Annotated in this window: 20 protein-coding genes; 13 read left to right on the top strand and 7 right to left on the bottom strand. The window is 68.5% G+C overall.

The window, feature by feature from the left end; all coding sequences use genetic code 11:
- The first annotated feature begins 23 nt into the window (after positions 1-23).
- The 3 genes from ASG64_RS00950 to ASG64_RS00940 are packed head-to-tail and all read left to right on the top strand — an operon-like array spanning position 24 to position 2,597.
- On the top strand, positions 24-569 hold the full coding sequence (locus ASG64_RS00950) for a PH domain-containing protein (protein WP_042573205.1): 546 nt from the start codon (positions 24-26) through the stop codon (positions 567-569).
- 9 nt (positions 570-578) lie between these two features.
- The gene (locus tag ASG64_RS00945; RefSeq protein ID WP_042573206.1) at positions 579-1,262 is read left to right on the top strand and encodes a response regulator transcription factor; all 684 of its coding nucleotides are present in this window, start codon (positions 579-581) and stop codon (positions 1,260-1,262) included.
- A 9-nt stretch (positions 1,263-1,271) separates the two neighbouring features.
- Positions 1,272-2,597, top strand: coding sequence for a sensor histidine kinase (locus tag ASG64_RS00940; RefSeq protein WP_056069197.1), 1,326 nt, complete (start codon positions 1,272-1,274; stop codon positions 2,595-2,597).
- Between the two features lie 16 nt (positions 2,598-2,613).
- Here the strand turns inward: ASG64_RS00940 and ASG64_RS00935 are convergent, their stop codons facing one another.
- A complete protein-coding gene (locus tag ASG64_RS00935) occupies positions 2,614-3,195 on the bottom strand; it encodes a GtrA family protein (protein WP_042573208.1) in 582 nt (193 codons plus the stop codon).
- 54 nt (positions 3,196-3,249) lie between these two features.
- Between ASG64_RS00935 and ASG64_RS00930 the strand changes: the two genes are divergently transcribed.
- From ASG64_RS00930 to ASG64_RS00910, 5 genes are read left to right on the top strand one after another with little or no spacing between them, the layout of a single operon-like run.
- A complete protein-coding gene (locus ASG64_RS00930; RefSeq protein WP_056069194.1) occupies positions 3,250-4,542 on the top strand; it encodes a 5-(carboxyamino)imidazole ribonucleotide synthase in 1,293 nt (430 codons plus the stop codon).
- Positions 4,535-5,044 (top strand): 5-(carboxyamino)imidazole ribonucleotide mutase, encoded by a 510-nt coding sequence (gene purE, locus ASG64_RS00925; protein WP_042573210.1) that lies wholly within the window; start codon positions 4,535-4,537, stop codon positions 5,042-5,044. Before ASG64_RS00930 ends, purE begins: the two co-directional genes overlap by 8 nt.
- Positions 5,041-5,469: a fluoride efflux transporter FluC gene (locus ASG64_RS00920; RefSeq protein ID WP_056069191.1), complete on the top strand. Its 429-nt coding sequence runs from the start codon at positions 5,041-5,043 to the stop codon at positions 5,467-5,469. Before purE ends, ASG64_RS00920 begins: the two co-directional genes overlap by 4 nt.
- Positions 5,466-5,840, top strand: coding sequence for a fluoride efflux transporter FluC (locus ASG64_RS00915; RefSeq protein WP_042573212.1), 375 nt, complete (start codon positions 5,466-5,468; stop codon positions 5,838-5,840). The genes ASG64_RS00920 and ASG64_RS00915 overlap by 4 nt, the downstream gene beginning before the upstream one ends.
- Positions 5,837-6,238 (top strand): hypothetical protein, encoded by a 402-nt coding sequence (locus tag ASG64_RS00910; protein WP_231568591.1) that lies wholly within the window; start codon positions 5,837-5,839, stop codon positions 6,236-6,238. The genes ASG64_RS00915 and ASG64_RS00910 overlap by 4 nt, the downstream gene beginning before the upstream one ends.
- Here ASG64_RS00910 and ASG64_RS00905 read toward each other — a convergent pair.
- Both ASG64_RS00905 and ASG64_RS00900 read right to left on the bottom strand, forming a co-directional pair.
- A complete protein-coding gene (locus ASG64_RS00905) occupies positions 6,219-6,947 on the bottom strand; it encodes a TIGR03089 family protein (RefSeq protein WP_156388223.1) in 729 nt (242 codons plus the stop codon). The genes ASG64_RS00910 and ASG64_RS00905 overlap by 20 nt on opposite strands.
- A 22-nt stretch (positions 6,948-6,969) precedes the next feature.
- On the bottom strand, positions 6,970-8,403 hold the full coding sequence (locus tag ASG64_RS00900) for an LCP family protein (protein WP_042573215.1): 1,434 nt from the start codon (positions 8,401-8,403) through the stop codon (positions 6,970-6,972).
- A 351-nt stretch (positions 8,404-8,754) separates the two neighbouring features.
- Between ASG64_RS00900 and rfbD the strand changes: the two genes are divergently transcribed.
- The 3 genes from rfbD (at position 8,755) to ASG64_RS00885 (ending at position 11,684) form a co-directional block, all read left to right on the top strand.
- Complete coding sequence (gene rfbD / locus ASG64_RS00895) at positions 8,755-9,639, top strand: dTDP-4-dehydrorhamnose reductase (protein ID WP_056069185.1); 885 nt, start codon at positions 8,755-8,757, stop codon at positions 9,637-9,639.
- Between the two features lie 10 nt (positions 9,640-9,649).
- Complete coding sequence (locus ASG64_RS00890; RefSeq protein ID WP_056072401.1) at positions 9,650-10,519, top strand: glycosyltransferase family 2 protein; 870 nt, start codon at positions 9,650-9,652, stop codon at positions 10,517-10,519.
- An 88-nt stretch (positions 10,520-10,607) separates the two neighbouring features.
- Positions 10,608-11,684 carry a sugar phosphate nucleotidyltransferase gene (locus tag ASG64_RS00885; RefSeq protein WP_042573217.1) on the top strand — a complete coding sequence of 359 codons (1,077 nt, stop codon included), beginning with the start codon at positions 10,608-10,610 and terminating at the stop codon, positions 11,682-11,684.
- Here the strand turns inward: ASG64_RS00885 and ASG64_RS00880 are convergent.
- From ASG64_RS00880 to cofD, 3 genes are read right to left on the bottom strand one after another with little or no spacing between them, the layout of a single operon-like run.
- On the bottom strand, positions 11,681-12,256 hold the full coding sequence (locus ASG64_RS00880; protein ID WP_042573218.1) for an NUDIX hydrolase: 576 nt from the start codon (positions 12,254-12,256) through the stop codon (positions 11,681-11,683). The genes ASG64_RS00885 and ASG64_RS00880 overlap by 4 nt on opposite strands.
- Complete coding sequence (locus tag ASG64_RS00875) at positions 12,253-13,602, bottom strand: coenzyme F420-0:L-glutamate ligase (RefSeq protein ID WP_056069182.1); 1,350 nt, start codon at positions 13,600-13,602, stop codon at positions 12,253-12,255. Before ASG64_RS00875 ends, ASG64_RS00880 begins: the two co-directional genes overlap by 4 nt.
- Positions 13,599-14,555, bottom strand: coding sequence for a 2-phospho-L-lactate transferase (gene cofD, locus ASG64_RS00870; RefSeq protein WP_042573220.1), 957 nt, complete (start codon positions 14,553-14,555; stop codon positions 13,599-13,601). Before cofD ends, ASG64_RS00875 begins: the two co-directional genes overlap by 4 nt.
- Positions 14,556-15,097: 542 nt before the next feature.
- Between cofD and ASG64_RS00865 the strand changes: the two genes are divergently transcribed.
- Positions 15,098-15,370, top strand: coding sequence for a WhiB family transcriptional regulator (locus ASG64_RS00865; protein ID WP_056072397.1), 273 nt, complete (start codon positions 15,098-15,100; stop codon positions 15,368-15,370).
- A gap of 9 nt (positions 15,371-15,379) precedes the next feature.
- On the opposite strand, the gene ASG64_RS00860 is transcribed toward ASG64_RS00865, so the two are convergent.
- Entirely contained in the window at positions 15,380-15,802 is a 423-nt protein-coding gene (locus ASG64_RS00860) for a metallopeptidase family protein (RefSeq protein WP_231568599.1), read from the bottom strand.
- A 173-nt stretch (positions 15,803-15,975) separates the two neighbouring features.
- Between ASG64_RS00860 and ASG64_RS00855 the strand changes: the two genes are divergently transcribed.
- Complete coding sequence (locus tag ASG64_RS00855) at positions 15,976-16,383, top strand: DUF3499 domain-containing protein (RefSeq protein WP_197074681.1); 408 nt, start codon at positions 15,976-15,978, stop codon at positions 16,381-16,383.
- Positions 16,384-16,471: the final 88 nt, after the last annotated feature.

Below are 16,471 nucleotides of genomic sequence, written 5' to 3'. Positions count from 1 at the left end.
CGGACGACAACGCAGGAGGACCGATGGCTTTCCCTCAGGACGCGCTGGGGCACGAGGAAGAACTCGTCCTCCACCGTCACCCGCACTGGAAGATGTTGGTGCTACCGGTGCTGACGTTCCTGGTGATCACCACCCTGGCGGGCTTCGGCGCCGGCGTGCTCGAACGGTCGCTGGAGTCCACTGCTCGGACCGCCGCACTGCTGGCGCTGCTCGCGCTCTGGGCGGCCGTGATCGTGTGGCGGACACTCACACCGGTGCTGCGGTGGAAGTCGACCCACTTCGTCGTCACCGACCGCCGGGTCCTGGTCCGCCAGGGCATCCTGTCCCATTCCGGCATCGACATCCCCGTCCGACGGGTGTCCAACGTCCAGTTCCGGCACGGTCTCGTGGACAGAATGCTCAAGACGGGCACTCTGGTCATCGTCGCCAGTTCCGACGACCCCCTCGAGTTCGACGACATTCCCGACGTCGAGCGGGTGCACTCGTTGCTCTACCACCAGGTCTTCGATGCCCAGAATCACGGCGGGTACGACGACGGAGAGAACTTCGGCCCGGCGCGCACTACGTAGGGTGGTCCGGTGACCGAAGTACTGCTCGCCGAAGACGATGAAGCCATCGCGACACCGCTGTCCCGTGCCCTGGGCCGTGAGGGGTACACGGTGACGGTCGAGCAGACCGGACCCGCTGCTCTCGAACGTGCCCTGCAAGGGTCGTTCGACCTGCTGATCCTCGATCTGGGTCTGCCCGGAATGGACGGCCTCGAAGTATGCCGTCAGATCCGCGCGACCCGGTCGGACCTGGCCGTTCTCATGCTCACCGCGCGGACCGACGAAGTGGACTTCGTCGTCGGACTCGACGCCGGAGCCGACGACTACGTCAGCAAACCGTTCCGCGTCGCCGAGCTGATGGCGCGTGTCCGCGCACTGCTGCGCCGGCGAGGTCCCGCGTCGGAGGACGGGGTGATCGAGGTCGGCGGACTGCGACTCGAACCCGCCGCCCGCCGCGTCCTCCTCGACGGTCACGAGATACCGCTGGCCAACAAGGAGTACGAGCTGCTCAAGATTCTGCTCGACCACGCCGGGCAGGTGGTCTCCCGGGAGACGATCCTGCGCGAGGTGTGGGGCGATGTGGAACTGCGCGGATCGAAGACCCTCGACATGCACATGTCCTGGCTGCGACGCAAGATCGGCGACGAGGGCACGGTCGCCGAGCGTCGCATCGCCACGGTGCGCGGTGTCGGCTTCCGAATCAACACGGACTGACGGCCGCGCATGAGGCGTCGCATCCTGCAGTCGATCCTCGCGGTCGTCATCCTCACGGGAATGTTGCTCGGGATCCCGCTGACGTACACCGCCTGGTTGTGGGTCGAGGACTTCACCCGCGGGGATCTGCGGACCCGCCTCGAGCGCATGGCGTCGGAAATCATCGACCAGGAGGGTGGCGACGGCCGCGTCGACGGCGGACTGGACACGGCGTCACTGAGGCTGGTCGTCCCGATGGGTGGCCGACTCGTCGTTGTGTACCCCACACCGGAGAACCCGGCGTCGCGGATGGACATCGGGGTTCCCTCCGTCGAGGACCCGATCGAGGAGTCGCTGTCGATGGGAACCTCCGGGTCGCTGCTGCTCGAGGTGCCGTCCGCGCAGATGCGGACCGCGCAGAAGCAGGCAGTCGGTGCCGTGGCCCTCGTCGTTCTGGCCTCCATCGCGTCGGGAACCGTCGTCGCCGTCCTGACCGCCCGCAGGCTCGCGAACCCACTTCTGCACGTCGCGGGTCGAGCCGCGCGACTCGCGGAGGGCGACTTCCGGACGGACCCGACGCGATACGGCATCGCCGAACTCGATCGCGTCTCCGACGTCCTCGACTCGGCGTCGGTGGAGATCGTGGGTCGGCTGCAGCGTGAGCACTCGTTGGTCGCCGACGTCTCCCACCAGTTGCGAAGTCGGTTGACGGCCGTACGGCTGAGGCTCGACGAACTGTCCGAACACCCCGATCCGGAAGTGGTGACCGAGGCCAACGAGGCGATGGCGCAGGTGGATCGGTTGACCACCGCGATCGACGACCTGGTGCGCTCGTCCCGGAGTGACGGCGCCGCCGATGCGTCGACCGTGCGAGTGCGCGGTGAACTCGAGCCGGTGATCGACGATTGGCGACGCCCGTTCGCCGAGGCCCACCGGGACCTCGTGCTCAGCGGAGATTCCGCGGTGACGGCGATGGTGACCGGTTCACGTCTGCGGGAAGCGGTCTCGGTTCTGGTGCACAACGCTCTCGATCACGGCGACGGACGGTGCGTCGTCTCGGTGCGGCTCGTGGGGGAGGGTAGGGCCGCCTCGCGGGACGGAGCGCGTCCGTCCGTGTGCGTCGAAGTCGCCGACGAAGGGTCGGGCGTCAGCGACACACTGGCACCGCACATCTTCGATCGCGGATTCTCCGGGGCCGGGTCCACCGGCGTCGGCCTGGCTCTGGCGCGCGCCCTCGTCGAGGCGGACGGCGGGCGACTCGAACTCCAACGACGACGTCCGGCTCTGTTCGCTGTCTTCCTCCCCGCGGCGCGGGACGCGCAGGTCGTCACGTCCGGCGTGGCCGAGCCGCGCTAGAAGCAGCGTCTCCGCGTCAGCTGTGGCCGAGGAACTGGGTCTGCTCGTCGTCCGGGTCGACGGTGTCGGGATCCTCGTCCGGCGGGTCGAGCGGGTTGGCGATGATGCCGCGCCCGTTCTCGTCCGGAAATGCGAACCGGCGCAGGGCCCAGAAGCGGAAGACCATCTGCAGCAGATTGCCGATGACGTAGTTCAGTACGAAGTCGATGATGATGAGCGCGGTCAGGCTGGCCTGACCCTCGCGGACGTCGAAGACATTGTTCGCGATCCAGAGCGGCGCTGCCGCGAGGATGACGCCGATACCGCTGATGGTGAAGAACAGCAGTGCCTCGTGGTGGCGTTCGCGCCCGCCACGGTTCTTGAACGACCACTCACGGTTGAGGATGTAGCTCAGGATCGTGGCCATGACGCCGGAGAAGATCTTCGCGACCACGGGCTTCGACTCGAGGACCGTCAGGCTCAGCGAGTAGAAGATGACGAGGTCGAACACCATCGTGGTCGCACCGACGATGGCGAACTTGATCAGCTCCGAATGGCGGAGAGCCATGTTCCGGAAAGGCTGCGGGATACCGGCAACCACACGGTCGATCAGAGGCACGGTCAGTCACTTTACGAAGAGCAGTGCACAAACACTAATCGGACTCGTGACACCATGTACGCCGTGACAGCAGAGGATTCCCCGAATTCGGACATCACCGTGCAACCGCCGCGCGAGGACCCCCCACGGGACCGCACGACGAGAATGCCGGTGGTCGCGATGATCGGTGGAGGTCAGCTGGCGCGCATGACGCATCAGGCCGCTATCGAACTCGGCCAGACCCTGCGCGTGCTGTCCGCCGGCCCCGATGAGCCCGCGGCGCGGGTCAGCGCCGACGTCGTGATCGGCGAGCACACGGATCTCGCGGCACTGCGCACCGTCGCAGCGGGCGCCGATGCGCTGACCTTCGATCACGAGCACGTTCCGACGGAACACCTCGACGTCCTCGTCTCCGAGGGCGTCAACGTCCAACCGCCGCCCGACGCGTTGATCTTCGCTCAGGACAAGTTGCGCATGCGCACACGACTCCGTGAGCTCGGCTTGCCCGTTCCCGACTTCGCCGAGGTGACGTCGGTCGAGGATGTCGCGGAGTTCGGCACCGCGCAGAACTGGCGCATCGTGATCAAGGCCATCCGGGGCGGGTACGACGGCCGCGGTGTCTGGATGCCCGACACGGCGCAGGACGCCGCGGCTGTGGTCTCCGAGCAGCTCGCAGCCGGGGTTCCGCTGATGGTGGAGCAACGCGTGGAGATGGCGCGGGAACTGTCCGCGATGGTCGCGCGATCCCCGTTCGGGCAGGGCGCCACCTGGCCGGTGGTCGAGACCGTGCAGCGGTCCGGACAGTGCGCCGTGGTGATCGCGCCCGCTCCGGGCCTGTCCGACGATCTGGCGGCCGAGGCCGAACACATCGCCTTGACGGTTGCCTCACAGCTGGGCGTCGTGGGCGTCATGGCGGTGGAGATGTTCGAGAAGGTCGACGGCACGCTGTCGATCAACGAACTGGCGATGCGGCCTCACAACTCCGGCCACTGGACACAGGACGGCGCGCGGACCTCACAGTTCGAGCAGCACCTCAGGGCGGTGTTGGACTACCCGTTGGGCGACTGCGCGCCCCTGGCGCCGGTGACCGTCATGGCCAACGTGCTTGGTGCGCCGGAGCAGCCGGCGTCGTCGATGGACGAGCGCGTGCACCATCTCTTCGCCCGTATGCCCGACGCCAAGGTTCACCTCTACGACAAGGGTGAGCGCAAGGACCGCAAGATCGGTCACGTGAACATCGTCGGCCCGATCACCGGGTCGGCGAGCAGTGCCGAGCACGTGGCGGAGGTGCGCGAACGCGCCGAACGCGCCGCGCACTGGCTGTCGCACGGTATCTGGACCGACGGATGGGATCCGCATCATGGCTGAGAGCACTGCCGTTCGCGTCGGCATCATCATGGGCAGCGACTCCGACTGGCCGGTGATGGAGGCGGCCGCCGAAGCCGTCGCCGAGTTCGGGGTTCGATTCGAGGTCGGTGTCGTCTCGGCCCACCGCACCCCGCAGCGCATGCTCGACTACGCGCGGGAGGCGTCGGGGCGGGGCATCCAGGTGATCATCGCCGGCGCCGGCGGGGCCGCACATCTGCCCGGCATGGTGGCATCGGCAACGCCCCTGCCGGTGATCGGTGTCCCGGTTCCGCTGAAGTACCTGGACGGCATGGATTCCCTGCTGTCGATCGTGCAGATGCCGGCCGGTGTCCCGGTGGCCACCGTGTCCATCGGCGGCGCGCGCAACGCGGGCCTTCTCGCCGTACGCATTCTGGGAGCGGCCGATCCCGTTCTGCGCGAACGTATGTCGGAGTTCCAGCGAGGACTCGAGCAGATGGTCCTGCAGAAGGACGACGCGCTGCGACGGTCGCTTCTCGAGTGACGACGCGGCCCGTGCACCGAGATGTCGGCGCGCTCGGTCTCGTCCTCCTCGGCGGTGCGGCGGGAACCGCGGCGCGATTCGGCGTGGAGCGCGGATGGCCCACGGCCGCCGGCGAATGGCCCTGGGCCACCTTTACCGTGAACATCGTCGGCGCCGTCGTGCTCGGAATGCTCCTGCAGGCGTTGATCGGCGCCGGCCCGGACACTGGTGTCCGTCGGCGCATCAGGCTGCTGGTGGGCAGCGGCTTCTGCGGGGCTTTCACGACGTATTCCACCCTCGCGCTCGAGACGGTGACCTCCGTACGTGCCGACGCTCCCGTACTGGCCGCGTTGTACGTGCTGATCTCGCTGTCGGTCGGTGTGTGCGCGGCGTTCGTCGGAATCATTGTGGGCCACAGACTCTCTCGACTAGGGGAGCAGCGATGACGTCTCTCGCTCTGCTCCTGACCGTCACGGCCGCGGGCGCCGTGGGAGCCGTGACGCGCGTCGTCGTCGAATCGATGGTCGGCACGCGGTGGCGAGGCGTCCCCCTCGCCGTTCCGCTGATCAACGTGTCCGGGTCGGCAGCGCTCGGCGTGCTGGCCGGCCTGGTCCTGTTCCGAGGTGCCCCCGACACGCTCACCACGATCGTCGGGACCGGCTTCTGCGGCGGCTTCACGACGTTCTCCACGGCGATGGTCAACGCGGTACGTCTGGTGCAGGACGGCCGTACCCGCGCGGCCCTCGTCTCCGTCTCCGCCACAGCGGGGCTCTCCGTCGGAGCCTGCGCGCTGGGTATGGCGGTGACGGCGCTGTGACGCCTCCTCGACCGTCGGTGCGGACGGTGTCACGGGGGAGTCGTCAGGTCACGGCGGTCACCTGGCTCGCGCTTGGTTGGGCGCGTCTGTGGGGAGCGAGAATCAGTCTGGACGAACCGTCGTCCCTCCTGGTGTGCGAGGGCATGAGGTGGGGCTTCGCACGCGGCGGAACCTGCGTCGGCGCAGCGTTCCTGACCGGCACCGTGTTGCGGGATCCGGGCCGACGCCGCGCCATGCTGACTCACGAGTCGGTGCACGCCGACCAGTGGGCGCGTTACGGCGTGTCGTTCGTCGTCCGATATCTGCGCGAGGAGTTCCGTCACCCCGGAGCGGCGAATCGCTTCGAGATCGAGGCCGGGCTGGGCGACGGCGGCTACCTCACCCGGCGACGGTCGTGACCTTCTCCGTGGCGACGCGGCGATCCAACGCGGCCGGGTCCAGCGCCGTCACCTGAACCAACGAGGCACCCGCGGCGAGCACCGCCAGCAGCCCGTCGATCAGACCCTCGGGGTCGTCCCAGGTGCCCGTCGCCAACACGCGGTCCTCGGCAGTGAGTCCCCGGGCGCCTGCCCGGCCGTGTGCATCCGCGAGGACGTCCTCGACGGAACGGCCGTGCAGCGCAGGACCCGAACCCGCCGGAACGAACTGGTCACCGTGCACGCGGACGGACGTCGCGTAGTCGGTGACACCGAGAGGCAGGCCGTCGATCGGCCGACCGAAGGGATCGAGGGACAGCGCAGCGACCTCGCGCGCGTCGGCAGCGTCCACCCCGGAGGCGGTCACGAGCGCGACGGCCGCGTCGGGATCGGATCCCAGGACGACGTCGGCGCCGGCCCACCATGCCCCCAGCAGCACCGATGCGGTCTGCCAGTGTGCGGGTAGGGCGACGCTGACAACGTCGCCGGGCGAGACGCCCAGTTCGTCGCGGAGAAGGTTCGCGGTCTTGGCCGCCCAGTTCGCCAGGGTGACGGCCGACAGTTCGATGCGTTCCCCGGTCGAGTCGTCGTAGTACGTGATGCGAGGACCGGCAGCGTCGGCTGCGAGGATCGGCGCGAGCAGGTGATCGGTGAGGGTCGCACCGCGGCCCGGGGACGGCATCTGAGACATGCCGTCGACTCTAGTGACTCGGTCAGTTCACGCACTGAGGGCCGGCGGCACCGGCGTCGATCGGGTTCGCCGCCGCGGGTGCCGGAGTGGCCGTGTCCCCTGCCGGGGACACACCCGGCAGGGCAGACGGCTCACCGGAACTCGACGGCGTGTAGCCGGACGCCAGCACCACTCGGACCGTGCCGGCAGGAAGGGAGTCGTCCGTCGCCGTGGTGTCGGCACCCACTCGCGCCGCGACGGCCGTCGCGGCGTCACCGTCGGACGACCCGGCGTACACCGTTGTCTCGGTCACACTGTCGCCCTCGTTGTTGCCGACCTGTCCGGCGACGAATCCCTCGGAGCTCAGCGTGTCCGACACCGACGACGCCAAGCCGTCGACACCGCTGTCGTTCGCCACGTCGACCGTCACGGACGAGGCATCGATGTCGGGAATGCTCGGCGTGGTCGTGGTGCTCTCGGGCGGAGCCGCGTCGCCGATCAGGCCTCGCACCCACGCCTGCACCTCGACCGGGTTCACCGCGACGATGGACTCGCCGTAGTCGGTGACACCGTTGATGTCCGCGACGGGGATCGTGTCGAACGTCACCGCGCCGCCGGCAACGTCCTGCAGCTTGGTGGCGAAGTCCAGGACATCCCAGTCGTCGTCGATGGTGACCGACCGCTGCACGGCAGACCCGAGTTGTCCCAGAGTGCCGGGGTTGCTCAGCGTCCTGGCACTCAACACCTTGCGGACCAGCGACGCCATGAACACCTGCTGGCGAACGATCCTGTCGAGATCGCCGCGCGGAAGATCGTGCCGCTGGCGGACGAAGCTCAACGCGTCGGCGCCGGACAATGTCTGCTGACCGGCCGCGAACCGAGCGCCGGACAGGGGCTCGTCCACCGGAGCGTTCAGGCAGACGTCGACTCCGCCCACCGCGTCGGTCAGCAGCACGAATCCCAGCAGGCCCACCTCCGCGTAGTGGTCGACGGTGACCCCGGTCAGACCGGCGACCGAGTCGATGAGTGCCTTCCGCCCGGCCAGCGTCGACTCGCTGTCGGCTTCCGCGTCGGGAACGCCGCTCTCCACCAGTTCGAGACGCTTCTCTTCCTTGGTGGCGCCGTACGCCGCGTTGATCTTGCTGTCGCCGATACCCGGCACCGCGACGTAGGAGTCGCGCGGAATCGAGATGGCGGACGCCGAGGAGCCGTCGTTCGGCACTCGGATCAGGATGATCGTGTCGGTGTTGTTCGCCACCTCGTCGCCGGCCCTCAGGGAGTCCAGTTCCCCCTGGGACAGAGCGTTCCCGTGTGCGTCCGTGCGGCTGTCCGTGCCGACGAGCAGGATGTCGACCGCTCCGTCGGCGCCGTTGCCCAGACCCAGATTCGACACCGTCGCCAGATTGCTGCGCAGCGAGTCGATGCTCTGCCAGGCGACGCCCGTCACCAGCAGCGCGCCCGCCGAGAACAACGCCACGGCGATGCGACCGGCACGCGACGAGCCGGCCGCCGCGGCTCCCGACCTCGGCGGCTTCGTCGGTCGATGACTGGTGGGAACGCGCTCGTGGCGTCGCCCGCGTTCGCTGCGGGGTTCCGACGTCCTGCGGGGATCCGAGGTTCTGCGGGGATCGGAGGACCTGCGGGGATCGGCATTCCTGCGGGAATCGGATGCGCTGCGGGGTCGTCGCTCGGCACCGCGAGATGTCCGGGAGCTGTACGGATCGCGCGGTGTCCCGGGGCCCGTCACAGAATCCGTCACGCTTCACAGGCTAACGGCAGCATCGCCGTGCCCGGCGCAAGCGGACACGGCGTGCCACACTCGATCGCTGTGAGTAGAGACGCAGAGTCGGGCACCCGAATCGTGATCACGGGGGCCGGGGGACAGCTGGGCCGGCAGATCCTTGCCCGAGCCGACGTGGTCGGTCGTGCGGGCGCCGAGGTCCGAGGATACGGCTCGGCCGAGCTCGACATCACCGACCCCTCGTCGATCGCGGCGGCCGTGACACCGGGAAGTGTCGTCGTCAACTGCGCCGCACACACGGCGGTGGATGCTGCCGAATCCGAGGAGGACCGGGCAGCTCTGCTCAACGAGATCGGCCCGCGACTGCTGGCCGAACGCTGTGCGGAGGTCGGAGCCCGACTCCTCCACGTGTCCACCGACTACGTCTTCGCCGGCGCGGCCTCCACTCCGTACGAACCGACCGATGCCACCGGGCCCACGACGGCCTACGGCCGCACCAAACTGGCGGGGGAGCGCGCCGTACTCGCCGCGCTGCCCACCGCGACCGTCGTCCGGACGGCGTGGGTCTACACCGGCACGGGATCCGACTTCGTCGCGACGATGCTCCGCCTCGAGCGTGAGCACGACACGCTCGACGTCGTCGACGACCAGGTGGGATCGCCCACCTACTCGGCCGACCTCGCGGACGCGCTCCTCGAGGCCGCGGGACGATCGGATCTCCCCCCGATCCTGCACGCGACCAATGCGGGAACTGCGTCGTGGTTCGACCTCGCGCGTGCGACGTTCACCGGTGTGGGAGCAGATCCCGAGAGAATCCGTCCCTGCGGTAGCGACCGGTATGTCCGGCCCGCGCGCAGGCCCGCGTACTCGGTGTTGTCGCCCGTGGCGTGGAGCGATGCGGGGCTCACCCCGCTGCGTCCGTGGCGTGACGGTTTGTCCGCCGCGCTCGAGGCTCGGTCGCTCGCCCAGTAGGGTGACCGGCGTGAGTGCGCCCCTGGCCGTCGTGACGGTGACCTATTCGCCCGGTGAGCATCTGCAGACGTTCCTCGAGTCCCTGACCGCGGCGACGACGCGGCCGGTGACGGTGATTCTCGCCGACAACGGTTCCACCGACGGCACGCCCGAGGCCGCTGCGTCGGCGTACGACAACGTCACGTTGTTCCGCACCGGTGAGAACATCGGCTACGGCGGCGCCGCCAATCGTGCTGTCGCGGAGGTCGATCCGTCGATCGAGTTCGTCATGGTGGTCAATCCCGACGTGTCGTTCTCGCCGGGGTCGATCGACGCGCTCCTCGACGCTGCGGAGCGCTGGCCCCGCGCAGGGTCGCTGGGTCCGCTGATCCTCGAACCGGACGGCTCGCGGTATCCGTCGGCCCGACGCGTTCCCGATCTGACGTCCGGGTCACTGCACGCCGTGCTCGGCGGCGTCTGGCCCGCCAATCCCTGGACGCAGCGCTACAGGCAGGACACCGAGGAAGTCAGCGAGCGATCCGTCGGATGGCTGTCGGGGTCGTGCCTGCTGCTCCGGCGCGCTGCGTACGACTCGGTGAACGGGTTCGACTCGCGGTACTTCATGTACATGGAGGACGTCGACCTCGGCGATCGGCTGGGCAAGGCCGGATGGCAGAACGTGTACGTCCCCAGCGCCGTCGTGACGCACGCGAAGGGTCACGCGGCGGGGCGCCATCCCGAGTCGATGTTGCCCGCACACCACGAGAGCGCGTACCGCTTTCAAGCAGACCGCCACCCCCGGAAGTGGCAAGCTCCACTCCGATGGACACTCCGTGCGGGTCTCGCGGTGCGTTCGAAGGTGGTCGTGGCGGCTGCATTGCGCACTCGCGACGACGCCTGAGCGTTTCTCCGCCGTCGCCACCCCGGTGTCGGTCCAAGATGTGTCGGTCGAAGATCCACGTTCGTGTCAACAGGGAAGGCCATACGAGATGACCGGTTCGGCGACAGATGCCGTTGTCCTGGTGGGAGGAAAGGGCACGCGACTGCGGCCGTTGACTCTCTCCGCACCCAAGCCCATGCTGCCCACCGCAGGTCTGCCGTTCCTGACGCACCTGTTGGCGCGTATCAAGTCGGCGGGAATCGATCACGTCGTGCTCGGGACGTCGTTCAAGGCCGAGGTCTTCGAGGAGTATTTCGGAGACGGGAGCGGGCTCGGCCTCGAGCTGGAGTACGTGTTCGAGGAAGAGCCGATGGGAACCGGCGGCGGTATCCGGAACGTCCTTCCGCGTCTGCGCGCCGACAACGTGATGGTCTTCAACGGAGACGTCCTGGGCGGCACGGATCTTCGCGGCGTGCTGGACACCCATCGCACGACCGAGGCCGACGTGACCCTGCACCTCGTCCGGGTCGGTGACCCGCGCGCGTTCGGTTGCGTCCCCACGGACGAGAACGGACGCGTCACCGCGTTCCTGGAGAAGACCCAGGATCCGCCCACCGATCAGATCAATGCCGGCTGCTACGTCTTCACGCGCGAGATCATCGAGGGCATTCCGTCCGACCGGCCCGTCTCGGTCGAGAGGGAAGTCTTCCCCGCACTTCTCGCCGACGACAAGCGCGTGTTCGGACACGTCGACGCGGCCTACTGGCGTGACATGGGAACGCCCGAGGACTTCGTCAAGGGATCCGCCGACCTCGTCCGCGGCATCGCGCCGTCGCCTGCGCTCGACGGCCCCCGAGGTGAGTCGTTGGTGCATCCGGGCGCAGGAGTGGCGCCCGGCGCACTGTTGATCGGCGGGACTGTGGTCGGCCGCGGCGCCGAGGTGGGTGCCGGGGCACGTTTGGACGGCGCCGTGCTGTTCGACGGTGCCCGCGTGGAAGCCGGGGCCGTCGTCGAACGGTCGATTCTCGGCTTCGGCGCTCGTATCGGACCGCGGGCACTGGTGCGCGACGCTGTCATCGGCGACGGCGCGAACATCGGCGCCCGCTGCGAACTGCTGCGTGGTGCACGGGTGTGGCCGGGAGTCACCCTTCCCGACGGCGGCGTCCGCTTCTCGACCGACGTCTAGCGGCGTCGTTCGGCGCGAGTGATCATCTCGCGCAACACCTCTCGCTCGGCGCCTTCCTCCCCGTCAGGGAGGTCGTCGACGGGCCACCAGCGGAGATCGTTCGATTCCGCGCTGCGCACGATGTGAGCGTCGTTCGCAGCGCGGACCACGAACCGCAAGTCGAGATGACGGGTGGGTACACCCAGCGAACACGTGATCGGGTGCGTGTGGATGGACAGCAACTCGGGTTCGAGAATCAGGTCCTCGACGCCGCTCTCTTCCCGCGCTTCCCGCAACGCGGCGTCCCGCACGGTCGCGTCCTCGGGTTCGCAGTGGCCGCCCAGCTGCAGCCAACGACCGACCCGCGGGTGCAGTGTCAGGAGCACGTGGCACCCGTCCCGATCGAGAACCAGAGCCGACGCCGTGATGTGACCGGCCACGTTCTCCCGAAGGCACCCCTTCGGCGCGCTGTCGAGGAACGCGAGCATGGTGTGCCGCATGGTGTCGTCGTGGGGATCGTCGGTGTCCCACGTGCGGAGGATGTCCACGGCGGACCCGTGCAGGGTCCCGGGCGCGCTCGTTCGCTCGGTCACAGCACCACGAGCGCGGCGCCGGGTGTGGTGGAGGGGCGCGGAGCCGGCGCCGTCCGAGGATGGCCGACGGCGATCGCACCGGCCGGCTGCCACTCGTCGGGCAGTTCCAGCTGCGTCCGCACGACATCCGCGGCGAAGATCGTGGAACCGACCCAGCAACTTCCGAGGCCGCGGGCGGCGAGCGAGACCAGCAGGGCCTGGACCGATGCCCCGGCCGCGACCGTGAACATCGTCGCCTCCGCAGCGCTGCGCTCGGCATCCGGATAGTCGTGCGCGTCCTCGAGGACGACGAACGCGAGAAGTAGTTCCGGGGCATCGCGCAGAAGATCGCCCCGGGCCAGCCGAGCCGCGACGGACTCCGCACTCTTCCCGTCCCGCTCGAGATCCTCGCGCCACCGTGCCGCCATCGCGTCGAGAAGTGCCGTGCGCACCGCGGGCGTTCGCACCGCGACGTACCGCATCGGGTGCGAGTGGTGGGGTGCGGGCGCGCTGAGCGCATCGGTCACGGCCGCATCGACGGTCACGGGATCGACCGGTGTGGAACCGAAGTCGCGAACGGAGCGTCGAGCTGACACCGCGCCGATCGCACCGCGACGCCACGCCTCCTCGGTACCGAGCCAGAACAGATCGTCCTCGCCGGGGCGGACCAGGTCACGTGCCGACGACCCGTCGTCGACCATGTCGAGTCCTCGGACCACGGCGACGGGAACGGAGCCGAGCTTCCCCTTGACCAGGTCACCGGCAGAGGCGAGTTCGTCGGCGAGAGCGACCTCGGTCACCAGCAGATCGTTGCCCTGGCTGTCGCGGCCGCCGGCGTACTTGTGCAGCACGGGCAGGCCGGCGGATCCGATGGCGTTGTCGGTCTGCCCGTTGCGCCAGGCTCGACCCATGGTGTCCGTGACGACGACGGCGACGCGGACACCGAGGGTGCGCAGGACCCCGTCGCGCAGAGCGCGCGCCGATGCGTCCGGGTCCTCGGGCAGTAGCGCGAGTTCGGAGGTGGCTACGTTGGATCCGTCGATGCCGGAGGCCGCTTGCACGATGCCGAGCTTGTTCTCCGTGATGAGCGTGCGCCCACGCTGTGCCAGGACACGGACGGCCTCCTGCTCGACCAGCGTGCGCCTGAGGGCATCTCGTTCCTCGGCGTCCACCGGTGCGGACACGAGGCGTCCCTCGACCTTGGACAGGATCTTGCTGGTGACTACGAGGACGTCGCCGTCCACCAGCCACGGAGCCGCCGTGGTCAGGGCCGTGACGAGATCGTCGCCGGGACGGAACTCGGGCAGCCCCGCGACGGGAACGATCTCGAGGGAACCTCCGGGCGCGTGATCACCGGGTGTCGTCACAGAACACCCGCCGCGTCGAGTGCGGCCTCGACCATCTTCGCCGTCACGGACGGTTCCGTCATCAGCAGCGGCACCGCGCGGACGTCGACGCCGGGTACGTCGGCAGTGTCGGTCTCGTGGATCAACCAGGCGTCCAGGATGCCGGCCGCCGACCGAGCGCCGTAGTGCCGACCGATCGCTTCCGCGGTCGTCTCGACACCGATGACGCTGAGGCATTCGTCGGCCATTCCTCGGAGAGGTTTGCCGTCGATGACGGGGGAGAGGCCGACCACCTTGGCGGAGGTCGTGCGCAACGCCGAGCGGATTCCCGGCACGGCCAGAACGGCTCCGATGCTGACCACAGGGTTGGACGGCGCGAGAATCACGACGTCGGCCGTCTCGATGGCCTCGAGCACGCCCTCTGCCGGAGTCGCCTTGTCGGCGCCGACGTACGCGAAACTGTGAGTGGTCACAGCGGCTCGGTGACGGACCCACCATTCCTGGAAATGGACTGCCTTGTCGGTGCCGTCCTCGGGATCGGTGATGACGACGTGTGTCTCACTGCGATCGTCGGTGACCGGGATGAGGCGGACACCCGGCGACCATCGGTCGCAGAGTGCCTCGACCACGGCCGACAACGGATACCCGGTACGGAGCATGCGAGTACGGATGAGGTGGGTCGCGATGTCCCGGTCGCCAAGTCCGAACCAGTCGGGCTGAGCTCCGTACGCGGCGAGTTCCTCCTTGACACTCCAGGTCTCGTTGCGACGACCCCACCCGCGGTCGGTATCGATGCCGTCGCCGAGGGTGTACATGCAGGTGTCGAGATCCGGTGTGATGCGAAGGCCGTGCATCCACACGTCGTCTCCGACGTTGACCACCGCCGTCACGTCGCCGTCGTCGCCGAGAAATGCCCGTACGCCCTGGAGGAATCGTGCGCCGCCGACGCCGCCCACCACCACAGTCACCTTCATGGTTCTCGAGCCTAGGCTGTGGCGACCGCCGGGGATTTCGCCGGGCGTGGCCTCGCCGGGCCCGGCACGGTGCTTCCGACGCGAAACACCGTACGCACGTCGCCTTCCGGGAGAACGGGGAATCGGATGGTATTGCAGAAAGTCCCGTCCGCTTGACCGCGACACACCGCGGCGTGTCTAATCACAGTCATGTCATTACCGGTTCGGACGGCGGAATCGCTTGCAGCGAACCATCGTTCGAACACGTGTTCCCATGGCGACGGCGGGGTTCTCGATCCTCGTTCCGTCCGGGTGTCACGGCGACTCGCTCTTCGATCCGGCTTCACGGTCGATCATCGACACAAATGACCGACAACAACTGCGCTCGAACAGGTGAGGAGGCGGAAGTGATGCCTGAACAACACCAGGACTTCGGTCGTGAGGATTCCGTCGTCGACCGTCTCGAGGTCCACGACCCCGAGAATGCCGACGCCGACTACGAGACCATCGAGCCGATCGAGGGGCCCGACCGCGAGGTCGACCCTCCGCTCACCAGCCTCGGGATGCCCGCTCCCGCACAGCATCTCAGCCTGGTGCTCGACGATGCGGACTCCCTCGAGGAGCAGTGGCAGGAACGCGCACTGTGCGCTCAGACGGATCCGGAGGCGTTCTTCCCCGAGAAGGGCGGCTCCACCCGCGAGGCCAAGCGGATCTGCCTCGGCTGCGAGGTCAAGGACGACTGCCTCGACTACGCACTGGCCCACGACGAGCGCTTCGGCATCTGGGGCGGCCTGTCCGAGCGCGAGCGTCGGCGCCTCAAGCGCGGCATCATCTGAGCCGCTCGCTCAGCTTTCCTCGGGGTCGGGATCCACGACCTCGGGGGTGACGCCGAGGTAGGTCGCTACCTGCTCCACGAGCACGTCGTGTACCAGATCCGTCAGCTCCAGCGACGTGTGTGCCCGTCGCTCCAACGGGCGCCGGAAAAGAACGATTCTCGCCCGTGTCGTCGCCCCCCGCGTGTCCACTCCCGCGGGGACGAGTCGCGACAGCGGCACCGGTCCTTCGGCCACGACCTCCGGCGGCCAGTTCACCGATTCCGGGTCGACGGCTCGGATCTTCGGCACGTCGTCGACAGCGATGTCGAGTTTCACCAGGCGGTCGTGCCACTTCCGATCGATCTCGGCGAACGCATCGAGTACAGCGGCGTCGAACTTCTCCGCACGCGACTTGCGGGCAGGGACCGACTCGGGGAGAAGGGTTCCGCGCATGCCCCGTCCGCGTCGTGCCGCGGACCGCGACGTCGACGGGCGGCTGGGCCTACCGTTGCGGGACGAGGCTGATCCGGTGGACGTCACGGCGATCATGGTACGGCCGGGCGCGACGGAAGCATCAGTGGCGTGTCGGCGCAACCGACCGATCGCCGGGCGCTAAGGTTCGGTGTGTGAGAGCTGTGCGGGGATGCTGCCGACCGGGATGTAACAGACCGGCCGTTGCGACGTTGACGTACGTCTACTCCGATTCCACGGCCGTCGTCGGCCCCCTCGCCACAGTGGAGGAACCCCACTCGTGGGACCTGTGCGAGGTACACGGAGTGTCCACCACTGCCCCCAAGGGGTGGGAAATGGTGCGCTACGAAGGTGGATTCTCTCCCTCGAGTCCCGACGACGACGATCTGACGGCTCTCGCCGAAGCTGTTCGAGAAGCCGGTTCACGACGGCGTCCGGCCACGCTGCCGACGCGACGCGGAGCGGTTGCCGACTCCGCGCCCGGTTCCGACCTCCCCTCTGCACCGACTGCACGTACCGGTCGCCGAGGGCACCTGCGCGTTCTGCCCGATCCGCAGAACTGACTCTCGCGACGGGTACGGACGACACCTCGCGAGAGAGCCTGTGGCACTAGGCTCCAACGAGGCGACGACAGTTCTGCCGTCGTCCAAT

Source organism: Rhodococcus sp. Leaf247, assembly GCF_001426185.1.
GTDB lineage: Bacteria > Actinomycetota > Actinomycetes > Mycobacteriales > Mycobacteriaceae > Rhodococcoides.
This window is presented reverse-complemented; position numbering and strand designations above follow the sequence as displayed.

Bases quoted from the DNA above. Each gene is read 5' to 3' on its own strand.
- ASG64_RS00950 (WP_042573205.1), top strand. From the start codon at position 24: ATGGCTTTCCCTCAGGACGCGCTGGGGCACGAGGAAGAACTCGTCCTC.
- ASG64_RS00940 (WP_056069197.1), top strand. From the start codon at position 1,272: ATGAGGCGTCGCATCCTGCAGTCGATCCTCGCGGTCGTCATCCTCACG.
- ASG64_RS00930 (WP_056069194.1), top strand. From the start codon at position 3,250: ATGTACGCCGTGACAGCAGAGGATTCCCCGAATTCGGACATCACCGTG.
- purE (WP_042573210.1), top strand. From the start codon at position 4,535: ATGGCTGAGAGCACTGCCGTTCGCGTCGGCATCATCATGGGCAGCGAC.
- ASG64_RS00915 (WP_042573212.1), top strand. From the start codon at position 5,466: ATGACGTCTCTCGCTCTGCTCCTGACCGTCACGGCCGCGGGCGCCGTG.
- ASG64_RS00905 (WP_156388223.1), bottom strand. From the start codon at position 6,947: ATGTCTCAGATGCCGTCCCCGGGCCGCGGTGCGACCCTCACCGATCAC.
- ASG64_RS00885 (WP_042573217.1), top strand. From the start codon at position 10,608: ATGACCGGTTCGGCGACAGATGCCGTTGTCCTGGTGGGAGGAAAGGGC.
- cofD (WP_042573220.1), bottom strand. From the start codon at position 14,555: ATGAAGGTGACTGTGGTGGTGGGCGGCGTCGGCGGCGCACGATTCCTC.
- ASG64_RS00865 (WP_056072397.1), top strand. From the start codon at position 15,098: ATGCCCGCTCCCGCACAGCATCTCAGCCTGGTGCTCGACGATGCGGAC.
- ASG64_RS00860 (WP_231568599.1), bottom strand. From the start codon at position 15,802: ATGCGCGGAACCCTTCTCCCCGAGTCGGTCCCTGCCCGCAAGTCGCGT.